Origin of the sequence: Shewanella sp. FJAT-52076 (genome assembly GCF_019457455.1) — a bacterium.
Classification (GTDB): Bacteria; Pseudomonadota; Gammaproteobacteria; order Enterobacterales; family Shewanellaceae; genus Shewanella; species Shewanella zhangzhouensis.
The window spans coordinates 2,697,547-2,720,977 of the sequence record NZ_CP080415.1 but is presented as its reverse complement, the minus strand read 5'-3'; the positions used below and the strand labels follow the sequence as shown (position 1 = coordinate 2,720,977).

The 23,431-nt window shown below is 48.5% G+C and carries 24 protein-coding genes; 21 read left to right on the top strand and 3 right to left on the bottom strand.

The window, feature by feature from the left end; genetic code table 11:
* Positions 1 to 14 precede the first annotated feature (14 nt).
* The 6 genes from K0H79_RS11860 (at position 15) to K0H79_RS11835 (ending at position 4,341) form a co-directional block, all read left to right on the top strand.
* On the top strand, positions 15 to 1,124 hold the full coding sequence (locus K0H79_RS11860; RefSeq protein ID WP_220075942.1) for a chemotaxis response regulator protein-glutamate methylesterase: 1,110 nt from the start codon (positions 15 to 17) through the stop codon (positions 1,122 to 1,124).
* A 1-nt stretch (position 1,125) separates the two neighbouring features.
* A complete protein-coding gene (locus tag K0H79_RS11855; RefSeq protein WP_408733390.1) occupies positions 1,126 to 1,545 on the top strand; it encodes a membrane anchored protein in chemotaxis locus in 420 nt (139 codons plus the stop codon).
* Positions 1,546 to 1,567: 22 nt separating this feature from the next.
* Entirely contained in the window at positions 1,568 to 2,359 is a 792-nt protein-coding gene (locus tag K0H79_RS11850) for a ParA family protein (RefSeq protein WP_220075940.1), read from the top strand.
* The gene (locus K0H79_RS11845) at positions 2,343 to 3,365 is read left to right on the top strand and encodes a chemotaxis protein CheW (RefSeq protein ID WP_220075939.1); all 1,023 of its coding nucleotides are present in this window, start codon (positions 2,343 to 2,345) and stop codon (positions 3,363 to 3,365) included. The genes K0H79_RS11850 and K0H79_RS11845 overlap by 17 nt, the downstream gene beginning before the upstream one ends.
* A 7-nt stretch (positions 3,366 to 3,372) precedes the next feature.
* Positions 3,373 to 3,867, top strand: coding sequence for a chemotaxis protein CheW (locus tag K0H79_RS11840; protein ID WP_011760385.1), 495 nt, complete (start codon positions 3,373 to 3,375; stop codon positions 3,865 to 3,867).
* 69 nt (positions 3,868 to 3,936) lie between these two features.
* A complete protein-coding gene (locus tag K0H79_RS11835; RefSeq protein ID WP_220075938.1) occupies positions 3,937 to 4,341 on the top strand; it encodes a DUF2802 domain-containing protein in 405 nt (134 codons plus the stop codon).
* A 103-nt stretch (positions 4,342 to 4,444) separates the two neighbouring features.
* On the opposite strand, the gene K0H79_RS11830 is transcribed toward K0H79_RS11835, so the two are convergent.
* Positions 4,445 to 4,747: an EscU/YscU/HrcU family type III secretion system export apparatus switch protein gene (locus K0H79_RS11830; RefSeq protein ID WP_011760383.1), complete on the bottom strand. Its 303-nt coding sequence runs from the start codon at positions 4,745 to 4,747 to the stop codon at positions 4,445 to 4,447.
* Positions 4,748 to 4,749: 2 nt separating this feature from the next.
* Entirely contained in the window at positions 4,750 to 6,540 is a 1,791-nt protein-coding gene (locus K0H79_RS11825) for a hypothetical protein (protein ID WP_220075937.1), read from the bottom strand.
* 358 nt (positions 6,541 to 6,898) lie between these two features.
* On the opposite strand from K0H79_RS11825, the gene K0H79_RS11820 reads away from it, so the two are divergent.
* Both K0H79_RS11820 and K0H79_RS11815 read left to right on the top strand, forming a co-directional pair.
* Positions 6,899 to 7,663 carry a VacJ family lipoprotein gene (locus K0H79_RS11820; RefSeq protein ID WP_220064987.1) on the top strand — a complete coding sequence of 255 codons (765 nt, stop codon included), beginning with the start codon at positions 6,899 to 6,901 and terminating at the stop codon, positions 7,661 to 7,663.
* 69 nt (positions 7,664 to 7,732) lie between these two features.
* Positions 7,733 to 8,836, top strand: coding sequence for a response regulator (locus K0H79_RS11815; protein ID WP_220064986.1), 1,104 nt, complete (start codon positions 7,733 to 7,735; stop codon positions 8,834 to 8,836).
* A 347-nt stretch (positions 8,837 to 9,183) separates the two neighbouring features.
* Here K0H79_RS11815 and K0H79_RS11810 read toward each other — a convergent pair whose 3' ends face one another.
* Positions 9,184 to 10,656: a peptide MFS transporter gene (locus K0H79_RS11810; protein ID WP_220064985.1), complete on the bottom strand. Its 1,473-nt coding sequence runs from the start codon at positions 10,654 to 10,656 to the stop codon at positions 9,184 to 9,186.
* 360 nt (positions 10,657 to 11,016) lie between these two features.
* Here K0H79_RS11810 and rfaH point away from each other — a divergent pair, with 360 nt between their 5' ends.
* From rfaH to K0H79_RS11745, 13 genes are all read left to right on the top strand, one after another.
* The gene (rfaH, locus tag K0H79_RS11805) at positions 11,017 to 11,517 is read left to right on the top strand and encodes a transcription/translation regulatory transformer protein RfaH (RefSeq protein WP_220075936.1); all 501 of its coding nucleotides are present in this window, start codon (positions 11,017 to 11,019) and stop codon (positions 11,515 to 11,517) included.
* 147 nt (positions 11,518 to 11,664) lie between these two features.
* Entirely contained in the window at positions 11,665 to 14,451 is a 2,787-nt protein-coding gene (locus tag K0H79_RS11800; protein ID WP_258405539.1) for an SLBB domain-containing protein, read from the top strand.
* 10 nt (positions 14,452 to 14,461) lie between these two features.
* Entirely contained in the window at positions 14,462 to 15,514 is a 1,053-nt protein-coding gene (wecA, locus tag K0H79_RS11795; RefSeq protein WP_220075935.1) for a UDP-N-acetylglucosamine--undecaprenyl-phosphate N-acetylglucosaminephosphotransferase, read from the top strand.
* A complete protein-coding gene (gene gspG, locus K0H79_RS11790) occupies positions 15,511 to 15,915 on the top strand; it encodes a type II secretion system major pseudopilin GspG (protein WP_220075934.1) in 405 nt (134 codons plus the stop codon). Before wecA ends, gspG begins: the two co-directional genes overlap by 4 nt.
* A complete protein-coding gene (locus K0H79_RS11785) occupies positions 15,912 to 17,573 on the top strand; it encodes a GspE/PulE family protein (RefSeq protein ID WP_220075933.1) in 1,662 nt (553 codons plus the stop codon). Before gspG ends, K0H79_RS11785 begins: the two co-directional genes overlap by 4 nt.
* Before the next feature lie 3 nt (positions 17,574 to 17,576).
* The gene (locus K0H79_RS11780; RefSeq protein WP_220075932.1) at positions 17,577 to 18,770 is read left to right on the top strand and encodes a type II secretion system F family protein; all 1,194 of its coding nucleotides are present in this window, start codon (positions 17,577 to 17,579) and stop codon (positions 18,768 to 18,770) included.
* A gap of 2 nt (positions 18,771 to 18,772) precedes the next feature.
* Entirely contained in the window at positions 18,773 to 19,192 is a 420-nt protein-coding gene (locus tag K0H79_RS11775) for a type II secretion system protein (protein ID WP_220075931.1), read from the top strand.
* Positions 19,179 to 19,598: a type II secretion system protein J gene (locus K0H79_RS11770; protein ID WP_220075930.1), complete on the top strand. Its 420-nt coding sequence runs from the start codon at positions 19,179 to 19,181 to the stop codon at positions 19,596 to 19,598. Before K0H79_RS11775 ends, K0H79_RS11770 begins: the two co-directional genes overlap by 14 nt.
* Positions 19,595 to 20,275: a prepilin-type N-terminal cleavage/methylation domain-containing protein gene (locus K0H79_RS11765; RefSeq protein ID WP_220075929.1), complete on the top strand. Its 681-nt coding sequence runs from the start codon at positions 19,595 to 19,597 to the stop codon at positions 20,273 to 20,275. The genes K0H79_RS11770 and K0H79_RS11765 overlap by 4 nt, the downstream gene beginning before the upstream one ends.
* The gene (locus K0H79_RS11760; protein ID WP_220075928.1) at positions 20,265 to 21,119 is read left to right on the top strand and encodes a hypothetical protein; all 855 of its coding nucleotides are present in this window, start codon (positions 20,265 to 20,267) and stop codon (positions 21,117 to 21,119) included. Before K0H79_RS11765 ends, K0H79_RS11760 begins: the two co-directional genes overlap by 11 nt.
* A 9-nt stretch (positions 21,120 to 21,128) precedes the next feature.
* The gene (locus K0H79_RS11755) at positions 21,129 to 22,349 is read left to right on the top strand and encodes a hypothetical protein (protein WP_220075927.1); all 1,221 of its coding nucleotides are present in this window, start codon (positions 21,129 to 21,131) and stop codon (positions 22,347 to 22,349) included.
* Entirely contained in the window at positions 22,349 to 22,915 is a 567-nt protein-coding gene (locus tag K0H79_RS11750) for a hypothetical protein (RefSeq protein WP_220075926.1), read from the top strand. The genes K0H79_RS11755 and K0H79_RS11750 overlap by 1 nt, the downstream gene beginning before the upstream one ends.
* The gene (locus K0H79_RS11745) at positions 22,912 to 23,427 is read left to right on the top strand and encodes a hypothetical protein (protein ID WP_220075925.1); all 516 of its coding nucleotides are present in this window, start codon (positions 22,912 to 22,914) and stop codon (positions 23,425 to 23,427) included. The genes K0H79_RS11750 and K0H79_RS11745 overlap by 4 nt, the downstream gene beginning before the upstream one ends.
* Positions 23,428 to 23,431: the final 4 nt, after the last annotated feature.

The window sequence follows — 23,431 nt, the reverse complement described above, 5'->3', positions numbered from 1 at the left end:
TGGCAGGAATATAAATGACAATAAAAGTATTGGTCGTTGATGACTCAAGCTTTTTCCGACGCCGGGTCAGTGAAATAGTCACTCAGGACCCCGAGTTGGAGGTAGTTGCAACGGCATCCAACGGTATGGAAGCCATTAAGATGGCCTTGGAGCATAAGCCTCAGGTCATCACCATGGATATTGAAATGCCGGTGATGGACGGTATTACGGCTGTGCGCGAAATTATGGCCAAAATACCGACCCCCATTTTGATGTTCTCTTCTTTGACCCACGATGGCGCCAAAGCGACTCTGGATGCGCTGGATGCCGGGGCATTGGACTTTCTGCCCAAGCGGTTTGAAGACATCGCCACCAACAAAGACGAGGCGATCAAGCTTTTGCAGCAAAGGGTTAAAGCCCTTGGCAGAAGAAGGCTGTTCAGACCCGTCATTTCCAGAAGCCCCACACCCGAGCCAACCCGCCCCGCCATAGGCTCTCGGCCTCAGGTGCAGTTGCAGCGCCCTCAGACGCCTGGTGCTGCACCAGTGAGTGTGCGTGCCAGCGGAAAGCAATACAAATTGCTGGCGATAGGTACATCAACCGGTGGCCCGGTTGCACTACAGAAAATCCTGACGCAGTTTCCCGCCAATTATCCGTTGCCTATTGTGCTTATCCAGCATATGCCGGCGGCTTTTACCCCGGCTTTTGCTCAGCGGCTCAATGGCCTGTGTCGCATTTCGGTGAAAGAAGCCGCTAACGGAGATTTGCTGCAGCCTGGGTGTGCCTATCTGGCGCCCGGTGGTATGCAAATGATGATAGAAAAGGCGGGAGTCAGTGGGCGTATCAAGATAGTCGCTGGCAATGCAGATATGAATTACAAGCCCTGTGTTGATATTACCTTTGCGTCTGCCTCAAAGGCTTATGGCGGTGATGTGCTGGCCGTAGTGCTGACAGGTATGGGCGCCGATGGCCGCGAAGGGGCGCGCATGCTCAAAAATCTGGGCGCTACCATCTGGGCCCAGGACGAAGCGAGTTGCGTGGTTTACGGTATGCCTCAGGCTGTGACTGCTGCAGGGATATCCACCCAATCCATCGGGCTTGAGAATATGGCCGAAGCCATTTTAAAAGAGTCAGGCCGTGGCTGACATGCGCCGTGATAGCTCTAGTGGGATGACACTTGTCATTTTTTTGCTGGCGCTTTTCAGTGTGGTGATCACGGTGCTTTATTTCGATTTACGGGTAAAATACACCGAGCTGAAAGTTAAAAATGCCGAACTCGCTGCAAGTCAGGTGCTGCTGATGGTACCAGACAGTCAGGCAGAAGCTCTGGCGCAATGGTTGGAGTCACATCCCCGCGAGACAGAGCGCTTACTAAAGCAGGTCGAGATCAAGGCTAATGGGGGGGATGGCGTCAAGGAGGACAGTACCCAAGGGGCTGAAAGCATACCCAGAAAGCTGGTGCCTGAAGTTATTTCAGAAAACAGCGATGGAGTGAAAGTCATCTCACTCCCCGATGGGGGCATCAGGGTGACAACCCGTGACGAAAAAACTGAAAAAAAACAATAAACGCTTACTGGGGGCCTGAGACGTGAACGTCTGGACCATTGCAAACCAAAAAGGTGGCGTGGGTAAAACCACAACCGTGGCAAGTTTGGCTGGCCTGCTGGCCAAGCAGGGCAAGCGCGTGCTGATGGTTGACACCGACCCCCATGCATCTTTGGGCTATTACCTTGGTATCGACTCTGAAGAGGTACCGGGCTCCCTGTATGATGTTTTCGTCGCCCATAAATCCCTCACTAAAGACCTTATCAGGCAACATACAGTGCCTACTCTGGTGGAAAATCTGGACTTGATCCCGGCAACCATGGCGTTGGCAACCCTCGATCGTGCGCTGGGGCATCAGGAAGGTATGGGGCTGGTGCTGCGCAATCTGCTCAAACTGATGGAAGACGACTACGATGTGGCACTGATTGACTGTCCACCGGTACTGGGCGTCCTTATGGTCAATGCACTCGCAGCAAGCCAGCATATTGTGATACCGGTACAAACAGAGTTTCTGGCCATCAAGGGCCTTGATCGCATGATTAAGACTATGGAGTTGATGGGCCGCTCCAAACATACCCGATATAGCTATAGCGTTGTTCCAACTATGTATGACAGGCGCACCAAGGCATCGCCGGCGGCGCTGGAGGCGCTGGCTCAGCAATACGGTGATACCCTCTGGCCTGATGTTATCCCGGTCGATACCAAGTTCCGCGATGCCAGTTTGGCGCATCTACCCGCGTCACATTACGCAGCAGGTAGCCGTGGTATTAAAGCTTATGAACGTTTACTGACTTTTTTGATGGCCGGAGAATTTGACCATGTCAAAGTCAGTTGACGAAACCGTTGTTGATTTTTTCCGTTTGCTGCTGAGTGAAGATGCTCAGGCTGGTGATAAATCCGATGTGGTACCCAATGTCGTTGGCAACGCATTTACCGACGCCGGGGCTCCCGCGCAGGAGGCTCTGCCCGGATTGGCACATGGCGAGCCGGCATCAGCGCCTTCGATACCTCAACCAGTAAAGACTGAGCCTCAGATAGCAAAATCCGAATCAGCACAATCACCAAGGCTTGCCCCAAGCCGGGATCCGCTGGATAAGGCCTCGTTGGAAAAGCTGCTGGCGCCGGTGTTTGACGTTAAACCGGTTGAACAGCCCGCAGTTGTGCAATCTGCAATCGAACAAAAGTCTGTTGAATCAACCCCTGTGGTTGCAGAGACTGTGGCCAAACCAAAGATTGCAGTAAAGCCGCAGGTTCAGGAAAAAGTAAAAGCTCAGGTGACGCTTGAAACTGAACAACAAGCCACCCCGGCAGCACCCGTGCAAACTGCTCCACAGACACAAACAGGAGCAACGCCACCCAGCATTACAAAAGACCTGCGCGAAGAGCTGGATGACGAGTTTCAGGTACTATTCTTTAAAGTAGCCGGATTAACCCTGGCTGTGCCCTTGGTCAGTTTGGGTGGGATAGTTAAGGTTGAGCGCATCAATCATATTTTCGGGCGCCCTGATTGGTTTCTGGGTGTGCAGACCCACAGAGAGTCGCAACTCAATCTGGTGGACACCTGCGCCTGGGTGATGCCGGAAAAATACAATGAAGAACTGGCGCAAAACGTAAATTATCAATATCTTGTATTATTGGAAGACAGTAATTGGGGCTTGGCCTGCGAATCTTTGGTCAACTCGGTACGGATTAAGCAGTCCCAAGTCAATTGGCGCACCACGGCGGGTAAACGCCCCTGGTTGGCCGGTGTAGTGAAAGAACAAATGTGTGGCATCTTGAATGTCAGGGCATTGATCCAAATGCTCAATGCAGGTTTAGGTTGTCAGGATCCTATTAGCTGAGGTACGTATGACAGACTCGAGAAATGTAGCGGCAGTGGCTGCCGGAAAGGATGATGCGGTATTACAGTGGGTGACCTTCAGACTGGATAACGAAACCTATGGCATCAATGTGATGCAGGTTCAGGAGGTGCTGCGTTATACCGAGATTGCCCCTGTACCTGGAGCCCCTCACTACGTTTTGGGTATTATCAACCTGCGTGGCAACGTGGTGACAGTTATCGATACCCGCTCACGTTTTGGGCTGCAGCCGGCTGAAGTCGATGACTCTACCCGAATTGTCATCATCGAAGCCGAAAAACAGGTTATCGGGATTTTGGTCGACAGTGTGGCAGAAGTGGTTTATCTGCGCCGCTCTGAAATAGACAATGCGCCAAACGTGGGTACCGAAGAGAGTGCCAAGTTTATTCAGGGCGTAAGTAACAGGGATAATGAACTGCTTATTCTGGTTGATTTGGACAAATTGCTGTCTGATGAAGAATGGGCCGAGCTTGCTCAGATTTAACGAGATACCTTGCCACAGGCCGCCAATGGCGGCCTGTGGCGTATCTGACTCAGGGAGTGGTATTGCTGCATGGTTGAAAATGGGTTTCTAATCGCAGCCTTGGTGTACGTTGTAGCTTGTTTGGCGCTGGTGCTGTATCTGCAAAAGCAGCTCGGGAAGCTTCGCACCAAGGTGGATGCGTTGTCGTTGCTGCTTAAAGAAACCGACAAGCAGCGAGAGGGTTTCAAGCGGGAATTACATGAGCTCAGAAGTGGCACCATAGGCGTGGGTAAGCGGGTGCTTGAGTTGGAAAAGCGCTTGGTAGCACAGGATGCCAGAATCGATGAAACCCGTGAGCAGGACCCACAAGCCAGGCTGTATACCCGGGCGATGAAAATGGTCTCACTGGGTGCCGGTATCGAAGAGTTGATGCACGAATGCGAGCTGCCAAGGGCCGAAGCAGAGTTGTTGCTGCGCCTTCACGGTAAGGGGTAGTCAACCTCAGTTGCGGATGCTCACAGTCAGAGGTGTTTTGTAGCACATGACCTTAGCTTCGATGTACAAGACATAAAAAAGCTGCCTTTGGCAGCTTTTTCTATTACACGGATGTCTTTATCTTGTTGTGCATGTTTGCCCATTCTTCCGGGTAGCGACCATCCAACATGTACACAAACGACAGCAGTTCAGCGATGAGCACATAAAGCTCCTTCGGGATGCTTTCATTGAGTTCCATCATGGTCAGAAAATTGGCCAGTGCAGGGTCTTCGTGAATGTGGATGCCACATTCGCGGGCGAGGGCAATAATCTCCTCTGCAAGTAAGGCCTCGCCTTTGGCCGTTACCTTAGGGGCGCCATTACCGTCATAACTTAAGGCTACTGCTATCTTGTCTTGCTTATTCATTCTCAGGCCCTTAAATCCACGGCAAAGGATTTGCCGGGCAGCAAACTGCCGGGCACGATATCGTGGCGACAGGAAAGTATTGTGGTGCCAAAGCCCAATGATTGCAGATGTGCCTGCAGTACCGGGAGATAATTTCCTACACGGCTGTTGAGTTTCTCCTGACTGCAGACAAGCTGTACATCCAGCGCGTTCGGAGTGCGTTTGGCGTCGACCAGCAGATCTGCATCATTCAATGAAAACTTAAGCTTGAGACGCCAGCTATCTGCGTTGTCTTCCTGCTCCTGGCTGGCTTGGCGTTGCCAGTGGCCTTCCAATTGCCGCTGCTTTTCCCCCAAAAGGTAAGGGAGGCAGAAGAACCACCCGTCCCTTGGATTACTGGCCTCTGCATATTCACGCCTTACCTGCGCAAGTTGCATTAACGAGTCAAGGGTGTCGTCATCGGCGAGTGTTATGGCGTCTACCAGGCTCACCCCAGTTCCCTTGGCCGCTACATTGAGCCATTGCGTCATCAGTGGGGTAAGTGAGTGCTCGCGTTTAAGGGCCGCGCCACCAAGCAGCAACTGAAACACCATGGCCAGGGGTTGGTGCAATACCGCATCAGCAACGGCTCCCTGGCGGGCCAAAAGCTGGTTTCCGTTCGAAGCAGCGACGGCCTCCTGTATCGCAATGCCGCCCATTAACATGTTCACCGGCAGTGGTTTTAACAGAGCGAGTAAACGACGCGCCGCGTCTGGCGTTGTGGTTTGAGGCGTTTCTTCAATGTCTGCTAATTTTACCGGGGGAAGCGCGCCGGTTTTATCGAGATGCATTAAAAGCCTTTTCTCAGCAGCAAGGTGAGTACCTACTTGCGCTTTACGCTCCGGCTCACTGTTCATTTCGGCGGTGGTCTTTTGAAGAAGGGCAGCCTCGCTGTTGGCTGCCTTTCCTGGCTGAGAGGTAGGTGCCTTTACCTGTAACTGCTTCTCTGCCTGAACCTTATCCGCACTATCTGCCATTTTGCTGCTAAGGGGCGCCGTAAGCTGATTTTTGGCCTCAGTAACTGAAGATCCTGGAAACTTTTCGGGCTTGTCAGGGGCAGAAAGTGTATTGGGCGCACTGGATTTGCTTATCGCTAACGGAATTTCTGCTTTGACGTTGCGTTGGCCGCCCTCATCCGACGGCTTTGGTGCCGGCATGGCGGGTTTGTTTGCGTTTTCTTTGCTGCCGGTATGGATGTGATTGACCGTTTGGCCGGTGAGCTTTCTTTGCAGCGAGTTCAGAATAGCTTCTGCCGTTACAGGGGCCGTTAAGCGGTTTTGGGTCACAGGCGCTGCATTGCCACCGATGGCCTCGAGGCTGACTTTCGCTTCGGCCTTAATCGGGTCGAGCATGAGTTTAAGCTCTCCTTCCTTTAAGACGATTCTTACCCTCATCAGCTCAGGCTGTGGCGGTTTAAGCAAGGGTAAGGGCAACTGAAAGCCGCCTTTAAAGCTCAAATTCCCGTTGGTATATCTGGCGTCTCCCAACAGGTAACCACCGGGAGCTTTGGTTAGAGTCAGCAGCTTCTCTGTGTCAATGCCAAGGCGGCGAATCTGTTCTGCCAAGGCGCCAGGGAAGGGGAGCTGAATGCTTGGGGCGAGGGCGACCAGGGTCGCGACTGTGAGAGACGAAACGGCGCCCTGCTGGGGCACTCTCAACATCAGTGTTTGTGCCGAAAATTGGGACAGGTCAACCGGCGGCTTTATGAGATAGCTGGTATTTGCGATGGTGAGTATCGCAGCGCCCTGTGTCTGACTCAGTCTGACTGGCAGCAAGCTTGTTTCAGCCCCTGTGCTCGAATTGCTGGTCAGTATTGATGTGAGTGCGCTGATTTGAGTCATGTTATAGCTCGGGTGCAAGTGAGTCTCATCGCGGTCCTGAATTGGCGGTGCTTTGCTATGTGAGAAGACTGGATACTGAGTACATCACTTCATAGCGGCTCGATATTTAGCGTTGGCACAAAGTATAAGTTGCCTGCCTACACCAACTTACACAATTTATCGATTGATCTTATTGTGAGGAAAAGTATGCTTAGCCGTCAAAGTAGCAGACGTGGTTCAGAGTGTTATGCTTTATTATCGTCAGCCACGGCGCTTTCTAAAGCCGATTTCGGCCTTTTGTATAGAGAGAGTTATGAAGTTGAAATGGATTGCCTTGCCATTCATGTTGTTGGCAGGCTTGGCTCAGGCAGAGCAGGACAATTCGGTCTCAGAGAAGCAGGTTGAAGTTGTTTACAACGATCCCCGCGACCCTTTCGAAGGGTTTAACCGCGCCATGTGGGATCTTAACTACAACGTGCTGGACCGCTACATCTATCGTCCCGTCGCCCACACCTACAAAGATTATGTGCCCAGTCCGGTAAAGTCTGGGCTGCATAATTTTGTCCGCAATCTTGAAGAGCCCAATGCTTTGGTGAATAACACCCTTCAGGGCAAATTTGGTTGGGCGGCCAACGCCGGCGGACGTTTTGTGGTGAACTCCACCATAGGTCTGCTCGGGGTCGTTGATGTGGCAGACATGATGGGCATGCATCGGAAACAGGATGATTTTAACGAGGTTTTGGGTTACTACGGTGTGCCCAATGGTCCTTACTTTATGGCACCATTTTTTGGCCCCTATGTTACCCGTGAACTCGCGAGTGATTGGGTCGATGGACTATACTTTCCATTGTCAGAGCTGACGATGTGGCAGTCTGTGGTCAAATGGGGCATCAAAAGCCTGCATGTGCGGACAGAAGCCATCGACCAGGAACGATTGCTCGACAATGCTCTGGATCCCTACACCTTTGTAAAAGATGCATATTTACAGCACATGGACTACAAGGTGTATGATGGCAATGTACCATCAAATCAAGAAGATGATGAGCTTCTTGATGAATATATGCAGGAGCTAGAATAGCCGTCCTCAAGGGATAACTCTGCTGGAGAGTCCCCCTCCTATGCGCTATCTGCTCCCTGAGGGAAGTATATGGCGCTAAAAGATGTATCTGTGTTGTTGGTTGAAGACGATCCTGTGTTTCGCAGGGTCGTCGCGTCATTTTTGGACAGCCGTGGCGCTTTGGTGACTGAAGCCGACGACGGTGTTCAGGGCCTGGATTGCTTTAAACGACAAAACTTTGATGTAGTGCTGGCCGACCTGAGTATGCCCAATCTGGGCGGACTCGACATGCTGCGGGAAATGTATCGTCTTGATCCCGCAATGCCTTCCATTGTGATTTCCGGTAATAACGTGATGGCCGATGTGGTCGAGGCGCTCAGAATTGGGGCTTCAGACTATTTGGTGAAGCCGGTTGCTGACTTATACATTATCGAGCAGTCAATTCGCCAAAGTCTTGGCAGCATGGGGGCGCAGAGCTCGGAACTACAGGATATGGATGAGCTCTCCCGGGTTGAACTGGAAGAGAACCTGCGTCTACTTGAGCAAAATACTGAGGCCGCCAAGCACATTCAAAAAGAGCTGTTTCCTGCGTCTCAGGTGCTTTATCCCAAAGTCAGAATCGACTACAGCCTGTATAAAAATGATGGGATCAGCGCGTTTTTTATCGATTCCACCATGGCAGACAGCGACCACCTTATTCTTTACATGGCGCACTTTCATCCGGAAGACAATCGCGCTGCCTTCGCCAGTGTACTGCTGAGAAGCTTTGTTAATCATAAATTGAAGGCCTACCGCAATGGCGTGAGCACCACCGTGGTTGAGCCCTTTAATATGCTCAGCTACCTGAATGAGCGCATTGTAAAGTCTGGGCTTGAAATCACCGTGGACATTGTTTACTTGAGTGTTGAGCTTAAACATTACCGCGCGTCTGTGTCCCAGGCGGGGCACGGGCTTCGCTGTTATCTTCGAAACGATAAAGGCCTTACGCCGCTGGCACTACCCGATGCGCTCCAGCTTGGTCTCCTTGATTGGGGAAAGCCCAGCAGCCAATTCCGCTCCTTATTGCCCGGTGAGAAACTCTGCATCGCCACCTCAGATCCCTCCCACAAGCAAATGTTGCTGGACGACAGGTTTGATGGCCTTGTTTGTAGTGATGGAGTACTTGCCGGGGGCTATGTGCAGGCGAGTTTTTAGAACGCCACTTCGTGGCGATAGAACGCTGCTTCGCAGCTACAGAGCGCTCGCAAAGCGAGCCTCTGGGACTCAGCAAAAATCGCTGCTGCCAGGGCGGCCGCAGAGCGGGCTTCTAGAATCTGGAAGGGTACCCACTCTGCTTTTCCGTAGCGCACGATTGCATGGATGCAGGAGGTAGAATAACGCAGGAGCTGTTATCGGGCGTTCGGAAGTGAGCCTGCGAATGTTCGGTTTCCGGAAAACAATAAAGCCCGCATAGCGGGCTTTATTGTTTCTAGAACCTAGAAGTCGCAAAGCGACGCTCTAGAAGCGAAGCGCTCTGCATGTCGTGAAACGCTTCGTTGTTATCAGCTGCGCTTCATCGCTTCATGCTCGCCGGTAACGGCGATTTCTTCTTCCAGAGCTTCTTCTTCGGTGTGGTGCACTTTGCTTTCGGCGCCATGCATCCAATCAACCAGTTTGTCAGCCATAAAGTACAGGATCACACCTGAAATGGCGGCGGTGATGGCGATACCGGCGAAGATAGACATGGCATTGGCCAGCTGCTCTTCTTTTTCACCACCGTGACCGATAAAGGAACCCACAACACCACCAATCTTGTTGGCAGCGGCGATGAAGAGGAACCATGCACCCATCATCAGCGACACGATACGCAGGGGAGCAAGCTTGGTCACCATAGACAGACCAATTGGAGACAAGCACAGCTCACCCATGGTGTGGAAGAAGTAGGCACCAACCAGCCACCACATGCTGGACTTGGCAGTTGGGTCACCACCCATCTCAACCACGGCACCAATCATGAACAGGAAACCGATGGCCAGCAGAACCAGGCCGAGCGCGAATTTTACAGGTGAGTTTGGTTCACGGTCGCCCAGGCGCACCCAAATAGAGGCAACTACAGGGGCAAAAATCACGATGAACATGGCGTTCAGAGATTGGAACCAGGTAGTGGGTACTTCCCAGCTGCCAATCATGCGGTCAGTAAAATCGTTGGTAAACAGGTTCATCAGGCCGCCGGCCTGTTCAAAACCTGCCCAGAATACGATGGTGAAGAGACCCATCACCATGATCACTTTGATACGGTCGCGCTCTACTTTGGTCAGCGGTTCTTTACGTACCTGACCACGGGCCTCGTCTTTTTGCTTCTCAAGCTTGGCAGCAGGCACTGTACCGATGTTGCCCAGCAACTTTTGTGCAAACAGGAATTGGATGATGAGTGACAGCACCATACCGATACCGGCACAAACAAAGCCAGCCTGGAAGTTACCATCATAGGCGCTGACCACAGAGCCAACGATGATACCCGACAGGAAGGCACCTACGTTGATACCCATGTAGAAGATGGTGAAGGCGCCGTCGCGGCGATGGTCGCCTTCGGCATACAGGTCACCCACCATGGTAGAAATGTTGGGCTTGAACAGGCCGTTACCGAGGATAAGGACGCCCAGACCGAGATAGAATACTTCGGTCTCCATGCCCTGAACCCAGGCGTGGGGAGTACCCAGAATAAATTGACCGGCTGCCATCAGGGTGCCGCCAATCATGATGGCTTTACGTTGACCAAGGAAATTATCGGCTAACCAGCCACCCAGCAACGGGGTGAGGTACACCAGGCCGGTAAAAGTACCGTAAAGAGAAATCGCATCGGCCTGGCTCCAACCTAAGCCATGACCGCCTTCACTTTGTACTCTGTCAACCAGATACAGCACCAAAATGGCACGCATGGCGTAATAACTGAATCGTTCCCACAGTTCCGTTGTGAACAGCAGAAACAGCCCCTTTGGATGCCCGAGCATCGTACCCTGGGAATTTTCGCTCATTAAGTCTTCCACCTTAAGCTTGTGATTGCACGTAAAGCAGCGGCTCTACGAAACATAAAATGTGACATTCCTGACGGCATAATTAACAGTAAATACCTGTTAGTAAATGTTTTTTACAACTTGTTGCAGGAGCGTCTATACGTCGTTTTTATAATAAACCCCTAATGTAACAGGGTTATGCCCTAAAAAGGCCTTCTTTATATACCCTTTAGCCTACCGCAAAGTCAATTTCTGCACGCCGCAAAGCAGCTATGCGGGAAGGCCAAGAATTGCAAACCGATGGTTTAAAATGTTGGGGCTCGGTGGTATTCTCGCAAGCCATAACAGGGAAGTAGCAATCGAGATCGCGAGGGCTCGTGAATGTCAATGGAAGCTTGGTATTTGGTACAGTGCAAGGTGCGTCAAGAAAGTCGGGCGAAGCTTAATCTCGATAACCAAGGCATACGTACTTTTTTACCGTTGATTGAAAAGCAACTAAACAACTTTAGTAAGACGGTAGAGGTTCTTTTTCCGGGTTACCTATTCGCATCCGTCGATTTGACCAAGCACAGGTTATCAGCGGTGAATGCGACCCGGGGAGTGCAAAAATTAGTCACTTTCGCGGGTGAACCATCAGTCGTGGATGAGTCTCTGATCCAAGAGTTGAAAATGCGCACTGCTTCGATAGAGTCGTCCCCTGAGGAAGAGGAGCTTGAGCCGGGGCAGATTGTTTATTTCGGAGACGATGTATTCAAGGGACTTACCGGGATCTTTCAGGAAAAAGTTGGAGAAAGACGTTGTCTAGTATTGTTGTCCATGCTCAATCGCACAGTGCAGATTTCCGCTGAGATTCGAGCACTGAAGCGGAAATCCAGCAAATAGATGTTAAATCATAGCTTTTGTAAAAAACTTTAACATTTGACCTGTTGTTATTGATTTTTAGTGTTTTTTGGGTGGTTATGGGATGGTGCCAGCGAAGGCTCAGCTTTAGCCATCAATTTGTTATTCGCCGGCATTGGGAGAATTACGGTGTTTCGGAACTTAAATCGATTTTGTGTGGCCTCATTACTGGCAGTTTTAGGAATAGTGAGCTCTGCTCAGGCAACTACTCCATCGCCTTCCCCACAAATGATAGAGCAGTTTAAGCGGTTACCAAAATCTGAACAGGAAAGAATTGCTCGTCAATACGGTATCGATCCCGCTTTATTGTCAGGAGAGCGGAAAGGAACCGCAGACAGTTTTGATAATCCGAATCTTATCCGTTCCCGAGATGGTCAACGGTTAAATAGCGCTTTCGATGATGAAGAATTCAATCTTCAAAGCAAAAAGAAGTCTACCTTCAGTTTTACAGAAGATGCCAGCAAGCAAGAGTTGAAACGCTTTGGATACGATTTGTTCGAAGGCGAACCATCAACGTTTGCGCCTGTTTCGGACGTACCTGTTCCTTCTGAGTACCCGCTTGGCCCAGGGGATAGTTTAAAAATTCAGCTATTCGGTAAGGAAAACAAACAACTGTCTTTGATGGTGACACGTGATGGCACCATTCAATTTCCAGATATCGGGCCTATTGTCGTTGCAGGGATGGCCTTTGACGAAGCGCGTAAAGCCATCCTTGAACACATACAAAACTCCATGATTGGTGTTCAAGCCAGCATCACAATGGGTGAGCTACGCTCGATTCGTATTTTTATAGCTGGTGATGCCTATAAACCTGGTTCTTATACAGTCTCAAGCTTGGCGACTATTACACAATCTCTGTTCGTTTCAGGTGGTGTAAGTGAAATCGGCTCTCTCAGAAACATCCAATTAAAAAGGAATGGTAAGTTAATCGGAAGTTTGGATTTATACGACCTTTTGTTAAAGGGGGATGCCTCAAATGATCTCCGTCTCCAATCCGGCGATGTAGTTTTTATTCCAGCTGCAGGCGGTCTAATTTCAATCGATGGTGAGGTCAGAAGGCCAGCTATCTATGAGGTGAAAAAGGGTGAAACCATAGGGGATGTTGTCAACATGGCAGCAGGACTGTTACCTGGAGCCTTTCCCAAAAGCAGTATGGTCGAAAGATATGCCAAAACCGGTGTAAAGACTGTGCTCAATTTAGATTTAACATCAGCAAAAGGACTGAACGAGTCAGCACAGGCTGGAGACTTTATCAAAGTCAGAAGTGCGACAGCACAATTTGATACTGCAATTACGGTTGTTGGTGCAGTTGTTCGTCCTGGGAAATACCAATGGTTTGAGGGTCAACGTATCAACAATGTCTTGGGATCTGTATGGCGAGATTTACAGATTTCAACGGACTTGGATTATGCGCTCGTTGTAAGGGAAAAAGATGTTTACGGCAATGTCGAAGTTCATCAGTTTAACTTGGGACAAGCAATAAACAACCCAAATTCTCTTAGTAATTTACGCCTAAACGCGAGAGATAAGATATTCGTATTCAATTACTCTGACGATGGGCTAAATCGTTTTGAGTTGAATAGGCTCGTAAAGGACAGAGTTGCCAAGATTTCTGAATTGACAGGAGCGTCATTGGTTGGTTCAGATCTGTTTGGAGCTGGGTTTAGCGACCTGAATCGTAAAAAATTGGTAGAACGCACGGAATTGGCTGGTGTTGTTGTAACTGAGGTCTCAGAAGATACCGATGAAGACAAGCAAGCTCAACAGGAGTTGGTGACTGCAGAAGTTAGTAAAATGTTGCTCAACATATATGAAGATCAAGAGCTTATTAAACACAGCCATGTGATGACTCGTACTGAGCTGCTTTATCCGTTGATAAGCCGGCTAAAAGCACAGTCACGCAACGGTGAAACAGCGCAACTTGTCTTTGTTAATGGCCAAGTGAGGTTTGAGGGAACATACCCGCTTCCTGTTGAAGGTACAGTTAAGTCTTTAATTGCCGCAGCTGGTGGATTGGCGGAAGGTGCTTATACAGGAAGAGCGGAATTAACCAGGACATTAACCTCGGATAATGGTTCAGAAATTACACATCTGAGTGTTGAGCTTGCAGCTGCTGTCAGCGGGGATAACTCAGCTAACCTGTTGTTGGAAGGGCGTGATGTATTAACCGTCATGACGACACCTGATTGGCAGGAGCATCAAACAGTAGAAATACGCGGAGAAGTAAAGTTTCCAGGTATCTATAACATACGCCGCGGAGAAACACTTAAAGACGTGGTAGCTCGTGCTGGTGGATTTACTGAGTACGCATATTTACCTTCAGCTGTATTTGTTCGAGAGTCTGTGCGCAAACAAGAGCAACTTGAAATCAAGAAACTTGCCGATCAGTTGCGTCGTGATATTGCTACACGTGGTGTTTCTAAGGATGGTAACATCGTCAATTATGCTGACGCGCGCATGATGTTAAAAGACCTGGAAAATATTAAGGCTGTTGGGCGACTCGTTGTGGATTTGCCAGCCATATCCATGGGTATCGATCAGGCTGACCTTCAGCTTGAAAATGAGGATATCCTGTATGTGCCAACGACCAAGCAGACAGTGGCCGTAATGGGAGAAGTGCAGCATGCAGCCACACATAGATTTAAAGATGGGCTGACAATTGAACAATATGTCGCCATGTCTGGTGGGGAGCGCAAGCGTGCAGATGATGACAGAACATATGTCATAAAAGCGAATGGATCCGTGATGATACCTAAAGGTACATTCTGGTTTTCAAGTGAAGATCAGTTGATGCCAGGCGATACCATCATCGTTCCACTTGATACAGAGTATAAAGATAACCTCACCCTGTGGAGTCAGGTTACCCAAATCATCTACAATACTGCAGTTGCTATCTCAGCTATCTCAGGTCTCTAAAGGATTGGGTATGGACATTTTTCTTCCGCTGATCACTGCATTTGTGTTGTCTTTTGCGTCTGTAAAATTTGTACATCCACTTGCTGTTAAAGCCGGACTTGTCGACATTCCAAATGGAAGAAAGCAGCATGTTGGGGAAATACCTCTGATAGGTGGGGTCTCCATCTATCTGAGTGTCATGATGTGCAGCGTGTGGTTTATGCCTGGCATGACCGAATTACATGTCTATCTCGTATCTGCAGCGATGCTGCTGTTTATAGGGGTGTTGGATGACAGATATGACTTACCGGTAAGGTATCGTCTGGTTGCCCAAATACTTGTAGCATCGATAATGATCTTCGGTGGGGGGCTTTACATATCACATTTTGGCGACTTGCTGATGCTTGGTGATATCCGTCTCGGGAAGTTAGGGATATTGGTTACGGTACTAGCCGTTGTAGGCGCGATCAATGCTTATAACATGATAGATGGTATCGATGGTCTAGCTGGAAGCTTAAGTGCGATATCCTTTACGGCACTCGCTCTTTTGCTTGGGAGTTCAGGTAGTGATTGGTACTTATTACCCATTCTGTTTATTGCTGCGCTTGTAGCTTATCTCATGTTTAACCTTGGTTGGCCGGATAAACGGCTAGCCAAGATATTTATGGGAGACGCCGGTAGTATGTTAATTGGCCTGACCATTGTATGGTTGTTGGTCATAGGTGTTAACGGTGATGCCCCTTCCTTTAGACCAGTAACAGCACTTTACATTATTGCAGTACCGCTTATGGATATGGCTGCGATCATGTATCGAAGAATTAAAAAAGGTGACTCGCCATTTAAGCCTGACAGGGACCATTTACACCATATCTTTATGAGGGCTGGCTGTACTCCACAACAGGCGCTGGGGTGCATCAGCCTGATTTCAGCCCTTTTGGCCGGAGTGGGGTTCATCGGTGAATTGGTTCAGATTCCTGAGTCAGTCATGTTTTTTGGTTATTTGGTACTATTTGTCACCTATTGCTTCGTCATTCAGCATATTTGGCAAATTCTTTCTTGGATTAGAAGTAAGGGGTTAGTGTGAGAAAAGACATTAAAGTCAAAGGCTTCACGCTTATTGAGCTACTTATCGTAGTGGTGATTTTAGGGCTCTTGATGTCGCTAGTAGCACCGACAATGTTTTCAAAAGTAGACTCTACAAAGTTGAAAACAGCCCAAATGCAAATGGACATGTTGTCCAGTGCATTGGATACCTACAGACTGGACATTGGCAGTTATCCAGCGTCATTAAGTGAGTTGCGAGCCTCTAGTAATCCTAAATGGGATGGTCCTTATCTTCCAAAGGATGTCCCCTTGGACCCATGGGGCAATCCTTACGTGTACGCGAGTCCGGGCGATAATGGTCTCCCATACACACTAAAATCATTCGGTAAAGACGGTGTTGCCGGTGGAGAGGATGACAACGCGGATCTTATCCATCAATGACTGACATCGGTAAACTTCTCACAGGCCATTTTTCTGTTGAAATCTCTGATTTTGAAAAGGCACTGGCCTTTCAGGCAAAATATGGCGGTAGGGTTGAGTCAATTTTAGTTAACATCGGTGCGCTCTCTGAGGAGAGCTTACCGGAGTTTTATTCACTTTTGACAGGACTACCCATAGCAGATGAAGAATGGGTTAGTCTCATCACCTATGAGCAATTGCAATCACAGGAACTCAATACCACTCTGAACAATAATCAGTGGTATTGTGTTCCTGCCGACGCAGAAGATGGACCCGTCACGGTACTTTGCCGTGACCCACTCGATGTGTATAACAATCAGTTTCTCAATCAGCAAAATATTTCATACCGACTGGAAGTGGCAACCCTGCCTCAACTTCAGCGCCTTTCCTCGTTATTAAAAGTATCTGACGAGGTCAATGCGATAAATGGCGAAGAGTTATCGGATTTTGAAGAAGATAAATTACGTGAGTTAGCAAGTGAAGCCCCCACTGTAAACCTGCTCAATAGTTTGATTGCCAAAGCGATCAAGATGGGATCGTCAGATATGCACCTTGAGCCCGTAGACAGCAAGTATCGAGTTCGTTTCCGTATTGATGGTGTGCTGCAAACTGTAGACTGGGTGCCCGGGCGGATGAGGTTACCTTTAGCATCAAGGCTCAAAATTCTTGCGGGTATGGATATCGCCGAAAAAAGGCGTCCCCAAGACGGCAAAATTGCCATGAAAGTGTCTAATGAAGATTTAGATATTCGTGTTTCCAGTTTACCCCTGAACGATGGCGAAAGCATCGTTATGCGTTTTTTACGTCAAGAATCAATTAATTATGATATGGACGTTCTTGGGCTGTCGGCTGACATTCAGGCATTTATTCGCGAAGATATCAAAAAAACTGCCGGGGTTATCTTGCTGACAGGGCCTACAGGCTCTGGCAAAACAACGAGCCTGTACACCTTTTTGAATGAAATAAGTGATGACACCGTAAAAGTGATCACGCTCGAAGACCCGGTTGAATACCAGCTCGACGGCGTCAACCAAGTGCAAATCAATGCAGATATCGGCTTTGGTTTTGCCGAAGGCCTTCGTAGTATTGTTCGCCAAGACCCTGATGTGATTATGGTGGGCGAAATTCGTGACAAGCAAACAGCGCAAATTGCCATGCAGTCGGCATTAACAGGGCACTTGGTGTTTTCGACAGTCCACACCAACGATGCGCCCAGCGCTTACACACGATTGTTGGATTTGGGGGCAGAGGAATATCTGCTGAACGCCGCCATTATTTCCATTATCGCTCAGCGCTTGGTACGAAAGCTTTGCCTCCACTGTGCTTTGCCCGATCCTGACGCACAAAAACACATTGAGCAATATCAGCTTCAGCCACTAATTGCAGGCAATAATGTGCAGCTTAAGATTGCGAATGGTTGTGACCACTGCGGTCATACAGGTTACAAAGGACGTATCGCCATTGTTGAATATCTGCGCTGTGATGAAGACATCAAGACCCTTGGAAAAGACCAATATTTTCCCGGTAAAGCGCGAAACCTTAATATCTCTCGAGGTGGGCGGACTTTGATGATGGACGGCCTGCTCAAGGCCGCAATGGGTCAAACAACCATAGAAGAAGTCGTTAGGGTGGCAGGATAATAGATGCCCAGTTACAGCTATAAAGCCTACGATAGCAATGGCGTGATGATCCAGGGACACTTGGATGCGCGAGATGAGCCGCACGCATATACACAACTGGAGTCTCTGGGGTTACATGTAGTCACACTCGTGGTGGGCCAACCCAGCAAAGGCTTATCTTTAGGTCGACACAGCATTACTTTGGACGACCTGGAGTTCTTTACTGCCGAACTGGCCTTATTACTTCGTAATGGCGTAAAACTGGATCGTAGTGTACAACTGCTTGCTAAAGGTAAAAAAGGGACCGCTCTCGGTGATTTGCTGACCGAAATACACAGGCGTGTAAAGCAAGGTGAGACGTTGTCAGATGTGCTTAAGGATTATTCCTATTTTGATAACCTTTATATTAATTTGATTAAAATCGGCGAGGCGACAGGCGAATTGAGCCACGTTTTTGCTGGATTAGCCAAAGATCTCAAATTTCGAAAAGATCTCCGGGCAAAAATAATTCAGTCAATGAGTTATCCAACGGTAATTTTTATTGTTTGCGTGTTAGCTGTTTTATTTGTATTTAACTATATTGTTCCGCAGATGGGTTCTTTATTTGAAGATAACCCTAACGTACCCGTTTATACCCAGTTTTTGTTGTCTGCCAGTGATTGGCTCCGTTCATATCAATGGTATTTGGCCCTTATTCTTTTGGCATCAGGTGTGTCTCTATTTTGGCTCCAGGCACAAGGCAAATTATCAGGTGTTTTTGATGAGGTGCTGCTGAAAATCCCGTTGCTGCGCAGTGCCATCAACCAAATTGAGCGTATTCGTTTTTGTACAGGGATGGCCTTGATGCTTGACTCTGGAGTCAAACTAGATAAGGCAATCGAACTCGCAGCTGATACTGTGAAAAATCGCTTGATAAGACATCGTTTGAAAGCCGTGAAGATCAAAGTATCCAAGGGGGAGCGATTGACCGATGCTTTCCTCGGTTTATCAGTCTTCCCGGATTTTTTCATTTCTCTGGTTGAAGTTGGTGAAGAAAGTGGTCAGCTGACGTCTGTTTTTGAAGAAATTGCAAATCGAAGCAGGGAACAATTTACTAACTGGTCTAATAGGATTACGACAATCCTAGAGCCGCTGATGATCCTGTTCATGGGGGCTATTGTCGGCTCAGTCGTTGTCGTCATGTTGCTGAGTGTTATGTCCGTCAATGACGGTATTTAATAATGGTAACCTTTCGTCGTAGCAGAGGTTTCACTCTTATCGAGCTATTGATAGTCGTCGTGATTATCACGGTTTTGTCTACTTTAGTTGGTAGTTTTACCGTTGAGCGGTTAGATAAAATTCGTCGTACCGACGAGATAAAGAACCTACATGCTTTGATATCTCAACAGCAATTTCTTGCATTCATCTCTGGTAAGTCAATAAGAATTAAGCTCGAAGGGCGTGGAGTGTATCGTCACGCCTCGGATGCTGATGACATGTTGCTTAAGCAGTTCTCATACCTGACATTTGAGAAACAGTTTATAGAAATAAGTCGCTCAGGCTACCTCTTGTCCCACAATGTTGTCCTTACTACATTGGAAGGTCCTGTATCACTGGCCTTGGATAGCAGCATTCGGGTTGAAGATTATGAAGCATTCTAAAGGTTTTACCCTTATTGAGGTGTTGATTGCCTTTGTTATCTTGTTAACAGTGGTTGGATCCATTTCCTTTGCCTACCGCTCGGCCGTGTTGTCAAATACCAAAGCAGCCAGTGCAGTTGAAATGGAATCATTGCTCTCTTTACTGATGCCTACAATTCGCGCAAGGCTTTTGATGGAAAAAGATCTTGCCCCCCAAACCCAAGAAGGGATATTGAACGATACCGTGTTTTCGTGGCAGGCCAAAGTCGTTGAAAAAGGGAGTGCTCCGAGACAGTTATCTCCCGAAGATGGTGATTGGATAGAGTTTCCTGAACGCTATTACCTTTGGAATGTAACGATCACGTTCAAGAGAGATTTCGCCGAGCGAGAGTACAGTTTCAAAGTATTAACCTGGAGTAAGCTTTGAGCCGTCAACGTGGTTTTTCTTTGATTGAATTGTTGTTGTCCATGGCCATTTTAGCCATGGTCATATTTATTGGCTCGTTCAGTTTTTCTATCTACAGCAAGTTATGGAATAAGGATATTGCCAACTATAACAAATCGTTAAGTTCGGGGAAGACGAGTGTATTGCTGTCTCGGATGTTCCAACATGTCAGCAACTACATTGTTCACGATAAGCGCGGCTTGCCAGTTTATTACTTTGTCGGGAACAACCACTCAATGTCTTTTGTTACCCGCTCACCATTGATTTCCGATTCACCGCTTGCATTAGTCAAACTCGAAGTAAAAACCTTGAGTGACGGCAATAATATACTTGTTTATCAAGAAGCTGACCTGGTAGGCGAGGACTTTTTCAGCTTGGACTCGCTGCCAGCGATGAAATATAAGCTGAATCTTTTTGAGAGTCCTAATATTCGTTTCAACTATTTCGGCTGGACTTCCAACGAGCAGCGTATGTTGGCGTTCGATAGGGAGCAGGACGAAGATATGGTTTGGCAGCCAGATTACAGTGCAGAAATTTCTGGCGTGCTACCTGAAGTTGTGAACCTGACCTGGGGGGAAAACGAGCCTGTGCTTTTTGCGTTGCAGCATGATGGCGCGATTCGATTGCAATACACCGGAGAGAAACGCAATGGTGAGTAAGCAAAAGGGCGTGGCTTTGCTGCAGGTGTTGCTGTTAACGGCCATATTAACGCTAATGGCGCTTTACTTTGTCGCCGTTGCCAAATCCAATGTTAACAAGTCAATCGAAATGGGCAATGTGGCCGCCGCCGAACTCAAATTACAGACGGTTCAAAGTGAGTTATTGTTCGAATTACTGACACAACAAACCAACGCATTGCTTGCGCAAGAACCCCAAAAACGCACATTTTCAAGTCGCTGGAATTTTTACGCAAAACCGTTTGAACCTGAACCGGGGGTCACTGTCGAGCTTCAGGATGTGAATGGCTTGGTGTCTGTCATCAGCAGTGCCAATTTGATGCCTTTTAAGCAACTGCTCCGATATTTTAAGGTCAGTCCCACAAACGAGAGTGGCATTATCAACGAACTGCTCCAATGGCAAAGTCCGCATCCAGGGGCGGGCGCCGTATCCCAACCCGAATTTCGACACGATGCGATGGCGGGTATCGAAGACATTTTGAAATTTGAGAGCGTTGGTGATGAGTTGGGAAACAAGTTGCTGCCGTTGATATATCCATGGGAGAAAAGCCTTTTCAATCCGCTGGTTGCGCCAGATACAATCCTCAGAGCCACTTATGGAGATGAGATGGCTGCACAACTTACGAAATTGCGTGAAGAAGGGCTGCTAAACGCACGGCGGTTTACCGAGTTGACCGGGTTGTCGGATGACGATGAGTTCATTTTTCAGGTTGGTCGGCGGTTTAGAGTCAAGATTACCGTGTCGGTAGGTGGTGCGGTAGTAATGTACTCGGGTTTTTGGTACATTCGACCCGAAAACGATGCACCCGTTATTTTTTTGAACTAGAAGACAAAAATGCACCAACAGCTCAGTAAATTGTGGTCATTCATGCGCCGCCTGCTTTCAGGAAAAGTGGCTTATTTAAGCGCAGACGAATACTATTCTGTCGATTTTGATGGCATTTGTCTCAATGGGCTAAACAGCAACGAAACGTCAAAGAATCAGGGGGTGTTCGCCCTCGTCCTGTCACGCGGCAGTTATACCGAACGCGTAGAAACTGTACCCATTACAAAACGCAATGAGCTAACCAAGCTTGCCAAATCACAGGTAAAGCGTCGGGGAATGGATGAGCTGTTTTTTATCTGGCCGAGTCATGATGGAAAAACCGATATCAGCTACTTTTCTCTGCCGGTAATCCCCCATTTTCTGAAACCTAAGCTCATTTTACCTGAGTCGGTGATAATGCCGCTGTCAGGCGCTGAGAATGCCAATTTTGCGCTAGGAACTGTGCTGGACTCATCCCAGAGTAAAGTCGCGTCGAATCCCGCTTCATTCAGAGACACAGTGCTTGAGTACAACATGCTTGATGGAAGGGAAACGGCCTATTTAGCAGTGAGCGGTCGCAGAAAAGTGTCATCTGTTGCGGTTGGCTTGGTGAACTCAGTGCAAATGTTTGCCTTATCTCAGGGCATTAGTTTTAAGCATTATCGCACTATGTCGCCGTCGGAGAGTCAGCGGGCCCTGATTGCTGGCCTCTCTCGTCCATCGACCTACTTATTTCAACCTGGATTGTGGCGGGGCCAAACCGAGAAGCAATTCCGGCTCTCGTATGAAGCTGTCTTGCCTTTTGTTGCCGGCGCTTCACTCTGGTTCACCCTATATCTTTTGGGTTCTGATTTTTTGGCCGGACAATTGGCTTTACACGCTAAAGAAGAAAACCGGCGACTGGTTCAGGCTGCAACACAAGTCATGGATACCAAAGTCGCGGTCGAAAACGATATCGAACGAATACTCTTTTTATCCCCGCTCCAGCAGTCAAGTGTGGCAGGCTTGGGTGTATGGGCTGTATTGGACCATTTATATCAGCAAGATGGCGAGGTGATGCGTCTTGAGCGCGATGGCGGCGATTATCGGGTTCAAATCAAGGCTGCTTCCGCATCGGGCTATTTATCTTATTTACTCTCGTACCCGGGTATCAGAAACGCCCGATTTGATGGCACTGTGCGCTCCGAGCGGGGCAAGGACGTAGCCACAATCCTGTTCGAGTTTAACCCCGATATGGCGAAGGGTGTGTAATGAACGATATCAAAAAATATCGCGTGCACCTTATGGTGATAACGTTACTGGTACTGGCGAAATTTGTCTGGGTTCCACTGTGGGAAAGTAAACAACAACAGTGGCAGCAAAGAGAGGGTTTTCTGGGGAGTTCGGCAAAATATAAAGGGCTTATCGAGCAGGAAGCGCAACTCGTTAAACTCCGTCAACTCAGTCAGCAACGGGTTTCAGAAACGGAAGCGGATTTTGAGTCGGTTGATAATCTAACACAATACAAGTTATCTCTGCAGACTGTGCTCGAACCTTTATTCAAAAGCAGCGACGTTGACGTATTGCTAACCACCTGGCGTAACGGTCCGGTGCAGCAGGATGTGCAGGAGTTACAACTGGATTTAACCTTTAGGGGCAAACTTTCTGGGTACTTGGATCTCCTCAGCAAACTTCAACAGCCAGGAGTTTACCAAGGCGAACTGATTGGGGAGAAGTTTCAATTGTCTACCAGGTCGAACGCGCTGCCAGAAACTGCCATTAATGGACAGATGACGTTTCGTTTTCGCTATATAACACCCAGCGAGGCCGTTCAATGAGTTCATTGAAAAGCATGAAGGTGCTTCTGCCCGCACTGATAGGCCTGTTGTTGGTGCTTGCGCTCGAATTTGTTTTGCAGACCCCAGATGAAGATGACATTAAGCTGCCGCCGATGCCGGTGATGCCCACACTCAATACGCCTAACACTTTAGCGAGTCAAATTCCGGTGCGCTTCATTGCAGCCAAAGAAGTCGAAAGTGAGCATCAACCACAAGTCGATGTTGTTGATGGCCGTACAGAGCAAGCGTTTCAGGATGCCCAGCATGGTTTGCTTAAGTATTTATATATTAAAGACAAGCGTTACAGACTATCCGCTGTGGTCAACAGTCAGAACCGGGCCGCAGTGCTTGCGGTGAGTACACTAGAAGGTCAAAACGAAAAGTACTTGTCCATTACGCAGGGTGAAATGCTTGGCCCGTATCAGGTAGCGGCCATTGATGAGCGTCAGATTACGCTGACTCAGGCGAATAGACAGGTACTGTTAAGTCTGTTTCAGTCGGTAGCGGGTTAACAAA